Below are 12835 nucleotides of genomic sequence, written 5' to 3'. Positions count from 1 at the left end.
CCCGGCGGTCAGCTCTTGGTGCGGAACTTGTGGATCGCGATCGGCGCCATCACCAGCGTGAGCACCACCGACCAGCCGACCGTCACCCACACGTCGTGCGCGACGGGACCGCCGACCATCAGGCCGCGCGCGGAGTCCGCGAGCGAGGAGAGCGGGTTGTAGTCGGTGAAGCCCTGCAGCCAGCCCGGCATGGACTGCGTCGGCGCGAAGATCGACGAACCGAACTGCAGCGGCATCAGGACCAGGAAGCCCATGGCCTGCACCGACTGGGCGCTCTTCATCGAGACACCGAGGACCAGGAAGATCCACATGATGGACGTGCCGAAGAGCGCGGAGAGGCCCACGGCGGCGAACAGGCCGCCCCAGTTCGTGATGTCGAAGCCCACCAGGACACCGACGATCATCATGATCGTCGTCGCGATGAGCAGCCGCATCACCTCCACCACGATCTTGGCGAAGAGGACCGAGCCCTGGCCGATCGGCAGGGTCCGGAAGCGGTCCATGATGCCGTTCTGGAAGTCCTGGTTGAAGCCGGTGCCGACCGCCATGGCGATGTTCATGCTCATCATCGCCATCATGCCCGGGACCACGTACTGCACGTACTGGTCCTGACCGCCGCCGAGCGCCTGCCCGATCGAGCCGCCGAAGACGTACACGAACAGGAGCGTGAAGACGATCGGCATCAGGACCGCGTCGAACATCGACTCCGGGTCCTGGCGGATCCACAGCAGATTGCGGCGGACCAGCGCGCTGGTGTGACGCACGTGGCCGCGCAGGCCGATGCGGGCGTCGTCCGCCCGCCCCTTGGCGAGGGGCGGCGTGAGAGTGGTGCTGCTCATACGGCAACCTCCTCGAGTTCGGGGCGGACGTCCTGCGGGGCGCTCGCCTTCTGGCCGGTGATGGAGAGGAACACCTCGTCCAGGCTGGGCAGTTCGGTGGCTATCGAGCCGATCGTGATGCCGCGCGCGGTGACCGCGCCGACCACGGCCGTCAGCTGCTCGTCGCTGAGGATCGGCACCAGGACCGTGCCGGACTCGATGTCCACCGTCGACGTGGCGAGGCCGGTCAGACCCAGGTCGTCCAGGGCGTTCGCCAGCGGGCGCAGCTCCAGCGGGTCGGCCGGGCGGACCCGCAGCGTGCGGCCGCCGACCTTCGCCTTCAGCTCGTCGATGCCGCCACTGGCGATGACCTTGCCGCGGTCTATGACCGTCAGCTCGGACGCCAGCTGCTCGGCCTCCTCCATGTACTGCGTGGTGAGCAGCACGGTGACGCCGTCGCCGACCATGCGCTTCACCTCGGCCCACACCTCGTTGCGGGTACGGGGGTCGAGGCCGGTCGTCGGCTCGTCCAGATAGAGGACGGCCGGGCTGCCGATCATCGACGCGGCCAGGTCGAGGCGGCGGCGCATACCGCCGGAGTACGTGTTCGCGGGGCGCTTGGCGGCCTCCGTGAGGGAGAACCGCTCCAGCAGGCCGTCGGCCCGGGACCTGGCCTCCTTGCGGGACAGGTCGAGCAGGCGCCCGATCATGTACAGGTTCTCGCGGCCCGAGAGCTTCTCGTCCACCGAGGCGTACTGGCCGGTCAGGCCTATCACCCGGCGGAGCTGGCGGGGCTGGCGGACCACGTCGTAACCGGCGACGAAGGCGGTGCCCGCGTCCGGGGTGATCAGGGTGGACAGGCAGCGTACGAGGGTGGTCTTGCCGGCGCCGTTGGGTCCGAGCACGCCGAGGACGGTGCCCTCGCGTACGTCCAGGTCCACGCCGTCCAGTGCCTTGGTCTCGCCGTAGTGCTTGACCAGTCCCCTTACGGTGACCGCGCTCCCTGCGCCGCCGGGGTTCTTGTCGATTCGCGTCATGAGGTAGACAGTGCCATCCGCCACCGACAAACCACCGACATCCCACCGACAGCCCTGACATCCCACCTCCGGCGGGATGCGGGGTAAACGGGCGGGTGGGCGAGTGGGTGGGAGAGAATCCGCCGCGAAGCGGCGGGCCAGGCAGGCGAACCGGCCGACAGCCGAAAGGCCCGCCCGGACCGCCCAGGGGCGAGAAAGGGCAGCCCGCCGACGGGGGAAGATCGACGGGCTGCCATGGTGCCGCGTTGGTCCATATACCGCCCCGGCAAAGCGACGTCACCGCTCAAGCGCCGTCAGGCCAAGGCGACGTCACCGCCCCAGCGCCGCCGGCAAACGCCGGCTACCGGACCGCATGCTCCTTTGCCGGGAACCCCCCGCCCACCACATCATCCGCGAACGCCTTCGCCGCGTTGGCCATGACGCCCCGCAGGTCCGCGTACTGCTTGACGAAGCGCGGCATCTTGCCGCCGGTGAGGCCCAGCATGTCCGTCCAGACCAGGACCTGCGCGTCGCACTCGGCGCCCGCGCCGATGCCGACGGTCGGGATGTGGAGGGAGCGGGTGACCTCGGCGGCCAGGTCCGCGGGGACCAGTTCGAGGACGACGGCGAAGGCGCCGGCGTCCTGCGCGGCCTTGGCGTCGTTCAGCAGCCGCTGGGCCGCCTCCTCGCCGCGGCCCTGCACGCGGTAGCCCATCGTGTTCACGGACTGCGGGGTCAGACCGAGGTGGGACATGACGGGGATGCCGGACTGGACCAGGAGTTCGGTCTGGGCCAGCGAACGCTCGCCGCCCTCCAGCTTCACCGCGCCGACGCCCGCGTCCTTCACCAGGCGGGTCGCCGAGCGCAGCGCCTGCACGGCGCCTTCCTGGTACGAGCCGAACGGCAGGTCGCCGACGATCAGCGCACGGCTCGTGCCCCGTACGACCGCCGCCGACAGCATGGTCATCTCGTCGAGGGTGACGGGCACGGTCGTCTCGTACCCGAGGTGGCAGTTGCCCGCCGAGTCGCCGACGAGCATGACGGGAATGCCCGCCTCGTCGAAGACGGACGCGGTCATCGCGTCGTAGGCGGTGAGCATCGGCCATTTCTCGCCGCGCTCCTTGGCGGCGGTGATGTCGCGCACAGTGATGCGCCGTGTGCCCTTGCCGCCGTACAGCGCCTTGCTGCTGTCGGGGCTTCGCTGGGCGTCGGCGCTCTTCCGGGCAGCCGAAAGCTGCGTCATCGCAACGGCTCCTTCTGTCATCTCGAGGCGCCCTGACGGCGTCCCCGGATCACTCCCATGGTGGCACCAGGTACCGCCCGGAGGCTAGTGGCCCTCCAGGACGAGCCGCCCAGCCGCCCAGCCGCCCATCGGTCGAGCGGTCGGGCGGTCGGGCAGTCGGGTAAAGAAATTACAATACGAGACGGTCTCGTATCGAAATGGGCTTACGCTGGATCACATGTCAACTCCCGCCATACCCACCCCTCCCCGCATCCCGGAAGCCGTGCACCGGCGCCGCTGGGCGATCCTCGGCGTGCTGATGCTGAGCCTGCTGATCGTCGTACTCGACAACTCCATCCTGAACGTCGCCATCAAGACGATCTCCACCCCGGAACCGACCGGCATCGGCGCGACCCAGGGCGAGCTGGAGTGGGCGATCAACGCCTATACGCTCGTCTTCGCGGGGCTGCTCTTCACCGCGGGCCTGCTCGGCGACCGGCTCGGCCGCAAGAAGGTCCTGCTCGCGGGGCTCGTCGTCTTCGGTATCGGCTCGGCGTTCGCCGCGCAGTCCGGCTCACCCGTCGAGCTCATCTCGTTCCGCGCGCTGATGGGCCTCGGCGCGGCCTTCGTCATGCCGGCCACGCTCGCCGTCCTGATGAACGTCTTCGAACGCGACGAGCAGCCCAAGGCCATCGGAATCTGGGCGGGCGGTGTCGGCCTCGCCATCGCGATCGGCCCGATCACCGGCGGCGTGCTGCTCGACCACTTCTGGTGGGGCTCGGTCTTCCTCATCAACGTACCGATCGTGATCATCGCGGTCGCCCTGATGGTCTGGCTCGTGCCCGACTCGCGCGATCCCAGGCCCGGGCGCATCGACCTCGTCGGCGTCGCGCTCTCCGTCGTCGGCCTCGTCCTGCTCGTCTACGGCATCATCAAGGGCGGCCAGCTCGCCGACTTCACCGACCCGGCCGTCCTTATCACCGTCCTCGCGGGCCTCGCCGTCCTCGTCGCCTTCGTGCTGTACGAGAAGCGCTGCGACCACCCGTCCGTCGACATCTCGTACTTCAAGAACCGGGTCTTCTCGGCGGCGATCAGCGCCATCGCGCTCGTCTTCTTCGCGCTGATGGGCGTGACCTTCTTCTCGGTCTTCTACACCCAGAGCGTGCGGGGCTACTCGCCGCTTCAGACCGGGCTGCTGATGCTGCCGCTGGCCGCGGCCCAGCTCATCTTCGCGCCGCGCGCCCGCCTGGTCGTCGACCGTTTCGGCGTACGGGCCGTGTGCACCGGCGGCCTGCTCCTGGTGATGGCGACGCTGGCGTCCTTCACGACCCTCGACGCAGATACGCCGATCTGGATCCTGGAGGTCATCTTCTTCCTGATGGGCACCGGCATGGCGCACATCATGACGCCCACCAGCGTCGTGATCATGCAGGCCCTGCCGCGCGAGAAGGCCGGTTCCGCCTCCGCGCTGAGCAACACCTTCCGGCAGGTCGGCGGCGCGCTCGGCATCGCCGTCCTCGGCTCGGTGCTGTCCACCGCGTACCGCACGGGCGTCGAGGACAAGCTGACCCTGCTCCCCGAGAGCGCCCGGCACACCGCGGGCGAGTCCATCGAGGCCACCCTCGGCGTCGCCGCGAAGCTCGGACCCCGCGGCGAGCCCCTGGTGGCCGCCGCCAACGACTCGTTCCTGCACGCCATGCACGTCACGGCCCTGTGGGGCGCGGGCGTCGCCGTGATCGGCTCGGTGGTCGTCTTCCTGTTCCTGCCGGGACGTACGCCGCCGGAGACCGGCCCTGAGGAGAAGGAGGCCGAGCCGGTGGGCGCCGCCGGGCGCTGAGGGAGAATCGGCCCGGCAGCCGGTCCGCCGGCCGGCGCGGAGACAGACGGAACGGAGATGACGTGGTCCACATCGCCAAGGGGGACGCGCACGCCGCGAACGGGGTGCCGCTCGCCAAGGGCGGCCGGGGCCGCCCCCGCAGCGAGGCCGTGGAGCAGGCCATCATCGAGGGCGTGGTGCGGCTCCTGGAGGACGGCGTGCCCCTCACCGAACTCTCCATCGAGCGGATCGCCCGGACCGCCGGCGTCGGCAAGGCCACCATCTACCGGCGCTGGGACGGCAAGGAAGCCCTCTTCGTCGATGTCCTGCGTGTCTTCGAGGAGCCCGACCCGGAGCTGCCCGGCACCTCGATGCGCGACGACCTCGTCTGCCTCCTGGAGGGGCTGCGGCGGCGCGGCCTGAACATGCGCTCCTCGGCGATGCTGCACAACGTCTTCGCGCAGATGAAGGCGCTGCCCAAGCTGTGGGAGGCCTACCACGCCACGGTCGTCGACCCCCGTCGCCGCCTCACCTACGACGTGCTGCGGCGGGGCGTCGCGGGCGGTGAGCTGCGCGCGGACGTCGACATCGAGATGGCGAACGACCTCCTCGTCGGCCCGATGCTGCTGCGCACGGTCATGCGGCCCGACGCCCCGCTCGGCGACGACCTGCCCGAGCGGATCGTCGACACCGTGCTCGAAGGGCTGCGGCCCGCGGACAGGATCTGACCTATATGGCCTCTAGCGTGCGTGCTCCTGACCGACGGAAGAGCACGCGACAGCACGCAAAGGCGGAGACCATGACGGATACGACCGTGACGGATACGACCGTGACGGATACGACCGTGACGGATACGACCGTGACCGGTGAGCGTGCCGAGTGGCTTGAGGCGCTGGCCGAGCGGCGGCACTTCCTGCGCCTCACCACGCGTGACCTCACCGACGAACAGGCCCGCCTGCGGACCACCGCGGGCGAGTTGTGCCTGGGCGGTCTCATCAAGCACGTCACCGCGGTCGAGCGGGTCTGGGCGGATTTCATCCTGCGCGGGCCGTCGGCGATGCCGGACTTCATGGCGATGACCGACGCGGACCGGGCCCGTCGGCAGGACGAGTTCCGGTTGCTGCCCGGTGAGACGCTGGCCGGTGTGCTGGCCGAGTACGCGGAAGCGGCCCGCCGCACCGACGACCTGGTGGCCACGCTGCCCGACCTGGGAAGTACGTGGCCGCTGCCCGAGGCCCCGTGGTCCGAGCCGGGCGGGCGCTGGTCGGCCCGCCGGGTGCTGCTGCACATCGTCACCGAGACCGCTCAGCACGCGGGCCACGCCGACATCGTCCGCGAGTCCCTGGACGGCGCCAAGAGCATGGGCTAGCGCGGCGACGCGGGGTACGGGGTACGGGGTATGCGCGGCGCGGACGCCGCGCCGTGAGTATGCGCGTTTCGTCACAGCGCACGCCATGACGGCCTGTTCAGGAACCTGCCGCGCCGCCCCGATCGTCCTGGTGCCTGTACGGCCGTCGTGGACGGCAGGGAGGACACCGTTCATCCCCTAGTGTTTCCAGGGGCGGACCAACGGTGTGCACGGCAGCAGGCAGTGAGGCGACGACGGTATGGCGCAGGCGTATATGACGGAGACGGGCAGCGGCGGCTCGGGGCCCGAGCGTCCCGGGTCCCGGTTCCGGCGCCTGCTCGACGGCTGGCGCGGCGACCCGGGCATCTGGAAGCGCGGGCTGGTCACGGCGGGCGCGGCGGTCCTCATCGCGCTGGTGATGCTCTTCCACGCGCAGATCCCCAACGACATCGGGAACCTCGGCAGTCTGACCGAGACGTTCCTGCCGTGGCTCGGCGTCCTCGTCCCGGTGCTGCTCGTCATCGCCGTGGTGCGCAAGTCCGCCACCGCGCTGATCGCCCTGCTCCTTCCGGTGATCGTCTGGCTCAACTCGTTCGGTGGCCTGATCAGCGACAAGTCGGGCACCGGCGGCGACCTCACCGTGGCCACGCACAACGTCAACGCGGAGAACTCCGACCCGACCGGCACCGCCCAGGACGTCGCCGCGTCCGGCGCCGACGTGATCGCCCTCGAGGAACTCACCGCGGACGCCGTCCCCACGTACGAGAAGGCGCTGTCGGGCCTGTACAAGTACCACTCGGTGGAGGGCACCGTCGGTCTGTGGAGCAAGTACCCGCTCGCCGACACCAGGCCCGTCGACATCAAGCTGGGCTGGACCCGCGCGATGCGTACGACGGTCGACACGCCGAAGGGCGAGGTCGCCGTCTACGTCGCCCACCTGCCGTCGGTGCGCGTCAAGCTCGACGCGGGCTTCACCGCCAATCAGCGTGACAACAGCGCCGACGCGCTCGGCGAGGCCATCGCCGACGAGCAGCTCGACAAGGTCGTCCTGCTCGGCGACCTCAACGGCACGATGAACGACCGCGCCCTGAACGCGGTCACCTCCCAGATGCGGTCCACGCAGGGCGCGGCGGGCAACGGCTTCGGCTTCAGCTGGCCCGCGTCGTTCCCGATGGCGCGGATCGACCAGATCATGGTCAAGGGCGTCGAGCCGGTCTCCTCCTGGACGCTCCCGGAGACGAACAGCGACCATCTGCCGATCGCGGCTCGGGTCGACCTGACGTCGTAGGACCTCACGGAATACTGGGTACGCGCGACTTTGTTCCGTACGTAAACTTTCGGATTCCCGCTCACCCTCCCGGCCCGCCGCCGGCCACACCCGGCGCCGGCCCGTCCCCCGCTTCCGTGGAAGGTACTTCTTCATGCCCCTGGCCCTGCTCGCCCTCGCCGTGGGCGCCTTCGGCATCGGCACGACCGAGTTCGTGATGATGGGCCTGCTGCCCAACGTCGCCGACGACCTGCACATATCCATCCCCACCGCCGGACACCTCGTCTCCGCGTACGCGCTCGGCGTCGTCATCGGCGCCCCGCTGCTCGCCGCCGTCACCGCGAAGCTGCCGCGCCGCCGCGTCCTGATCGGCCTGATGGTGCTCTTCGTCGTCGGCAACGCGCTGTCGGCGGTCGCCCCCGACAACACCTCGCTGCTGGCCGCCCGCTTCCTCAGCGGTCTGCCGCACGGCGCCTTCTTCGGCGTCGGCGCGGTCGTCGCCACCGGGCTCGTCGCCCCCGAGCGCAAGGCCCGCTCCGTCTCCCTGATGTTCCTCGGCCTGACCGTCGCCAACATCGTGGGCGTGCCGGTGGCCACGGCGATGGGGCAGCAGCTCGGCTGGCGCGCCACATTCCTCGCGGTCAGCGCGATCGGCCTCTTCGCCATCGCCGCGCTCGCCCTCCTCGTCCCCGCCGACCACGGCCACGGCGACGCGGTCGGCCTGCGCGGCGAGCTGCGGGCGCTCGGCAGCGTTCCTGTCTGGCTCGCGCTCGGTACGACCGTCGCGGGCTTCGGAGCGCTCTTCTCGGCGTACAGCTACATCACGCCGATGCTGACGGACGCGGCGGGCTACGCCGAATCCAGCGTGACGTTGCTCCTGGCGCTGTTCGGTGTGGGCGCCACGGCGGGCAACCTCCTCGGCGGCCGCCTCGCCGACCACTCCCTGCGGGGCACGCTCTTCGGCGGGCTCACCGCGCTGGCCGCCGTCCTCGCGCTCTTCCCGCTCCTCATGAGCACCGGCTGGAGCGCGGCGCTCGCGGTCACGCTGCTCGGCATGGCGGCGTTCACCACGGGATCGCCGCTGCAGCTGATGGTCATGGAGAAGGCGTCGGCGGCTCCGTCCCTGGCCTCCTCCGCCAACCAGGCGGCGTTCAACCTCGCCAACGCGGGCGGTGCCTGGATCGGTGGCCTCGCCCTGGCGGCGGGCTTCGGGGTGACGTCTCCGGCGCTGACGGGCGCGGTTCTCGCGGTGCTCGGCCTCGCGGTGGCCGGGGCGGCCTACGCGGTCGACCGCCGCGGTACGCCGGCGCCCGGCGCCGAACGCCTGGTCGCCTCGGGCACCGCGGGCCACCGGGAACCCTCCCACCACTGAGAGGGGCCTCCGGCGGTGGGGCCACTGCCCCTCGCCGGGCGGGCGCCTTCGGCGCCGGAGAACGGTCCGGGCTCACGTCAGCCGGCGGCGGGCTCGCCGGCGGCGGACTCCCGCCAGCGGTTGGTGATGGGCAGACGGCGGTCCTTGCCGAAGCCCTTGGCGGAGATCTTCGTACCCGGCGGATACTGCCGCCGCTTGTACTCCGCCGTGTCCACCATCCGCAGCGTCTTCGTCACCAGAGCCCGGTCGAAGCCCGCGGCCACGATCGCCTCGGCACCCTGGTCCCGGTCGACGTAGAGCTCCAGGATCCCGTCGAGGACCGGGTAGTCGGGGAGCGAGTCCGTGTCGACCTGGCCGGGGCGGAGCTCCGCGCTCGGCGGCTTGCTGATGGAGTTCTCCGGGATCGGCGGCGTCTGCCCGCGCTCCTGCGCCGCACGGTTGCGCCACCGCGCGAGCCGGAAGATCGACGTCTTGTAGACGTCCTTGATGGGGCCGTACGCGCCCACGGAGTCGCCGTACAGCGTGGAATACCCCACCGCCAGCTCGGACTTGTTGCCCGGCGCCAGCACGATGTGCCCCTCCTGGTTGGAGATCGCCATCAGCATCGTGCCGCGCAGCCGCGACTGGAGGTTCTCCTCGGCGAGCCCGGTGAGACCGAGCGAGCCCATGTACGCGTCGAACATCGGGGCGATCGACACGGTGCGGAAGTTGAGCCCGGTGCGCCGCGCCAGCTCCTCCGCGTCGCCGATGGAGTGCTCGGACGAGTAACGGGACGGCATGGCGACCCCGTACACGTTCCCCGCGCCCAGCGCGTCGCAGGCGATGGCCGCGACCAGCGCCGAGTCGATGCCGCCCGAGAGCCCGATCAGAACGCTGCTGAAACCGTTCTTCGCGGCGTACGCCCGCAGCCCCACGACCAGCGCCGAGTACACCTCCTCGTCGTCGTCGAGCCGCTCCGCGTACCCGCCCGTCAGCTCCGCCTCGTACGCGGGAACGGGCTCCTCGGAGAGCGTGACGTGCTCGATGCGCAGCCCGTCGTCCACGACGCCCGACGGCGGCACGGGAGCGGCGGCGGGCAGTTCGAGGTCCAGGACCACGCAGCCCTCCGCGAACTGCGGGGCACGCGCGATGACTTCGCCGTCCCGGTCGGCGACGATCGAGTCACCGTCGAAGACCAGCTCGTCCTGCCCGCCGATCATCGCGAGGTACGCGGTGGTGCAGCCGGCCTCCTGGGCGCGCTTGCGGACCAGTTCGAGCCGCTGGTCGTCCTTCTTCTGCTCGTACGGCGACGCGTTGATGGAGAGCAGCAGCCCCGCCCCCGCGCTGCGGGTGGCCGGGACGCGGCCGCCGTCCTGCCAGAGGTCCTCGCAGATGGCCAGCGCGACGTCGACACCGTGCACGCGCACGACCGGCAACGTCTCACCCGGCACGAAGTAACGGAACTCGTCGAAGACGCCGTAGTTGGGCAGGTGGTGCTTGGAGAAGGTCAGCGCGACCTCGCCCCTGTGCAGCACGGCGCCCGCGTTGCGCGGCGCTCCCGCGGGCTGGCCGAACCGGGGCTTGGCCTCCTCGGTGCGGTCGAGATACCCGACGACGACCGGCAGCTCGCCGAAGCCCTCGTCGCTCAGCCGGGCGGCGAGCGCGTGCAGCGCGTCCCGCGAGGCCTGGACGAAGGACGCCCGCAGGGCGAGATCCTCGACGGGGTACCCGGTCAGCACCATCTCGGGGAACGCGACGAGATGCGCTCCCTGTTCGGCGGAGTGCCGGGTCCAGTGGACAATCGCCTCGGCGTTCCCGGCGAGATCGCCGACGGTCGAGTCGATCTGGTTCAGGGCGAGACGTAGTTGAGGCACGCGCCCAGTGTAATCGTCAGAGCGACGCGATGCCCGGCGGCCCCGGGTGACGCCCCTCCCGGGTGGCGGCGGTCCGGGAGGGGCGGCGGTCGGGAGGGCGGCGGTCAGGGAGGGGCGGTTCGGGACTCCGCCCTGGCGGCCGCTGCCGTCAGGCGCGGTAGCCGAGCACCGTCATCATTCCGGCCTCCGAGTGGTAGACGTTGTGGCAGTGGACCATCCACAGGCCCGGGTTGTCCGCCTCGAAGTCCACCGTCAGGGTGCCGTTCGGCAGGATGATCGCGGTGTCCTTGCGGGGACCGTTCGCCACGTTCGACAGGGCGAAGGTGTGGCCGTGGAGATGCACGGGGTGCCACATCGAGGTGGAGTTGGCGAAGACCAGGCGGACCCGCTCGCCCGCGCGCAACGGATGGCGTCGGCCGGGGGAGTAGGGCTTCTTGTCGAAGGCCCAGTCGTACTTGGCCATGCCGCCCGTCAGCTGGAGCCTGATCGTGCGGTCCGGCTTGCGGGAGGGCAGGGCGACGGACTCGTGCGACCTCAGCTTGTCCGCCGTCAGGAGGCGGCCCTCCAGCTCCTTGGGGCGGGCCGACGCGGACGGCGCGGCCCCGCCGCCCGTGCGCAGTACCGCGAGCGCCGCCGCCTTCTTGCCCTCGGCCACCGCGGTCAGCGGGAAGGCGCCGTCCTTGGCGGTGACCAGGACGTCGTACCGCTCGCCCATGCCGAGCAGCAGCGCGTCCGTCTTCGCGTGCTCCACGGGGAAGCCGTCCGTGTGCGTCACCGTCATCTCATGGCCGCCGAGCGCGACGCGGAAGGCCGTGTCCCCGCCGGCGTTGATGATGCGCAGCCGGATGCGGTCTCCGGGGCGGGCCCGGAACTGGGAGGGCGACTTCGCCGTACGGCCGTTGATCAGATAGTGCGGGTACGCGACGTCGCCCGCGTCGCCCCCCAGCAGGTCGCTCTTGGCGCCCATCATCATCCGGGAGGGTCCGGGTCCGGGTCCGGGTCCGGTCCGCTTCGGCTCCGGCTCCGGCTCCGGCTCCGGCTTCGGCCTTGACTTCGCATTCGAGGAGGGTGCGGTCCGCGCCGCCGCGTGCGACATGTTGGACATGTCGTGGCCGCCGTGGTCCATGCCGCCCGAGCCGCCGCCCTCGTCCGGGTCCCCGGCTCCCGCCCCGCCCATGTCGTGGTCGGCCATGCCCTTGCTCAGCTCCGCGAGCACGCCGTCCGGGGTCGAGCCGTCCACCCCGTCGACCCAGTCGTCGAGGACGATCACCCACTCCTTGTCGTACTTCAGCGGCTCCTTCGGGTCCTCGACGATCAAGGGCGCGTACAACCCGCGGTCCTGCTGGGTGCCGGAGTGCGGATGGAACCAGTACGTCCCGGGGTCCGGCACCGCGAAGCGGTAGGTGAAGGCCGCCCCCGGTTTGATGTCCTGCTGGGTGAGGCCGGGGACGCCGTCCATGTCGTTGCGCAAGGCGATGCCGTGCCAGTGGAGGGACGTGGCTTGGGGGAGGTGGTTGGCGAGGGTCAGGGCGAGGGTGTCGCCCGCGGTGACGCGGACCTCCTTGCCGGGGAGCCCTTCCTCATACGCCCACGTCCTGACCGTGGGGCCGCCCAGGTCGAGCTTGGTCTCCATGGCCATCAGCTTCACTTCACGGACCCGGCCGCCGCGGTCCCTCTTCTTCTCGGCGGCGGCGACCTCCGGGCCGGCCGGGTCCACGTATCCCCCGGAGCCGGACGCGTCGCCGCCCTGGCCATGGCTGCCGCCGTGCCCGCCCGAACCCGAACCGGAACCCGAACCGGAACAGGCCGTCAGTATTCCGGTTCCGGCGACAGCAGCGGCGGCGCCGAGCAGGGCGCGGCGCGAAGGGGAGTGGGGGGTCGAATAGGCGAGTGGGTTCGACAGGGTGGGTGAAGTCGAAAGGGCGGGTGAAGCTGGAAGGGCGGGTGAAGTCGGAAGGGTGAATGGGGTCGTGGGAGTGGTGCGTGGGGTCTCGTGGCGCATGGTTGGGTGACACCTCGTCGTGGTGGTGCGTGCGAATTGGGCGCGTCCGCTGCTTCTGGTACACCGCTCGACGCCCGTGGGTTCCCACCGGAACAACACGAGTCCTCCGGGCAGCGCGAAG

10 protein-coding genes are annotated in these 12835 nt (G+C 70.8%); 5 read left to right on the top strand and 5 right to left on the bottom strand.

Features of this window, described 5'->3' with window-relative positions; translation table 11 throughout:
• Nucleotides 1-8: 8 nt before the first annotated feature.
• The 3 genes from ACWDZ7_RS12340 to panB form a co-directional block, all read right to left on the bottom strand.
• Nucleotides 9-839 (bottom strand): ABC transporter permease, encoded by an 831-nt coding sequence (locus ACWDZ7_RS12340; protein WP_451796615.1) that lies wholly within the window; start codon nucleotides 837-839, stop codon nucleotides 9-11.
• The gene (locus ACWDZ7_RS12335; protein ID WP_451796614.1) at nucleotides 836-1855 is read right to left on the bottom strand and encodes an ATP-binding cassette domain-containing protein; all 1020 of its coding nucleotides are present in this window, start codon (nucleotides 1853-1855) and stop codon (nucleotides 836-838) included. Before ACWDZ7_RS12335 ends, ACWDZ7_RS12340 begins: the two co-directional genes overlap by 4 nt.
• Before the next feature lie 340 nt (nucleotides 1856-2195).
• Entirely contained in the window at nucleotides 2196-3077 is an 882-nt protein-coding gene (panB, locus tag ACWDZ7_RS12330) for a 3-methyl-2-oxobutanoate hydroxymethyltransferase (RefSeq protein ID WP_451796613.1), read from the bottom strand.
• Between the two features lie 217 nt (nucleotides 3078-3294).
• Here panB and ACWDZ7_RS12325 point away from each other — a divergent pair, with 217 nt between their 5' ends.
• The 5 genes from ACWDZ7_RS12325 to ACWDZ7_RS12305 all read left to right on the top strand — a co-directional run bounded on the left by ACWDZ7_RS12325 (nucleotide 3295) and on the right by ACWDZ7_RS12305 (nucleotide 8859).
• Nucleotides 3295-4893 (top strand): MFS transporter, encoded by a 1599-nt coding sequence (locus tag ACWDZ7_RS12325; protein WP_451796612.1) that lies wholly within the window; start codon nucleotides 3295-3297, stop codon nucleotides 4891-4893.
• Between the two features lie 71 nt (nucleotides 4894-4964).
• Nucleotides 4965-5600 (top strand): TetR/AcrR family transcriptional regulator, encoded by a 636-nt coding sequence (locus tag ACWDZ7_RS12320; protein ID WP_451796786.1) that lies wholly within the window; start codon nucleotides 4965-4967, stop codon nucleotides 5598-5600.
• A 71-nt stretch (nucleotides 5601-5671) separates the two neighbouring features.
• Nucleotides 5672-6241 (top strand): DinB family protein, encoded by a 570-nt coding sequence (locus ACWDZ7_RS12315; protein ID WP_451796611.1) that lies wholly within the window; start codon nucleotides 5672-5674, stop codon nucleotides 6239-6241.
• A gap of 238 nt (nucleotides 6242-6479) precedes the next feature.
• Nucleotides 6480-7508: an endonuclease/exonuclease/phosphatase family protein gene (locus ACWDZ7_RS12310; protein WP_451796610.1), complete on the top strand. Its 1029-nt coding sequence runs from the start codon at nucleotides 6480-6482 to the stop codon at nucleotides 7506-7508.
• A 133-nt stretch (nucleotides 7509-7641) separates the two neighbouring features.
• Nucleotides 7642-8859, top strand: a complete 1218-nt coding sequence (locus tag ACWDZ7_RS12305; protein ID WP_451796609.1) for an MFS transporter — start codon at nucleotides 7642-7644, stop codon at nucleotides 8857-8859.
• 77 nt (nucleotides 8860-8936) lie between these two features.
• Here ACWDZ7_RS12305 and ACWDZ7_RS12300 read toward each other — a convergent pair whose 3' ends face one another.
• Together ACWDZ7_RS12300 and ACWDZ7_RS12295 are read right to left on the bottom strand one after the other, a co-directional pair.
• Nucleotides 8937-10712 (bottom strand): NAD+ synthase, encoded by a 1776-nt coding sequence (locus tag ACWDZ7_RS12300; RefSeq protein ID WP_451796608.1) that lies wholly within the window; start codon nucleotides 10710-10712, stop codon nucleotides 8937-8939.
• A 148-nt stretch (nucleotides 10713-10860) separates the two neighbouring features.
• Nucleotides 10861-12615 carry a multicopper oxidase family protein gene (locus tag ACWDZ7_RS12295; protein ID WP_451796785.1) on the bottom strand — a complete coding sequence of 585 codons (1755 nt, stop codon included), beginning with the start codon at nucleotides 12613-12615 and terminating at the stop codon, nucleotides 10861-10863.
• Nucleotides 12616-12835 lie beyond the last annotated feature (220 nt).

Source organism: Streptomyces sp. NPDC003032 (genome assembly GCF_053591415.1).
The sequence above is the reverse complement of the archived record's forward strand: the minus strand, read 5'-3'. Positions and strand labels throughout refer to the sequence as shown.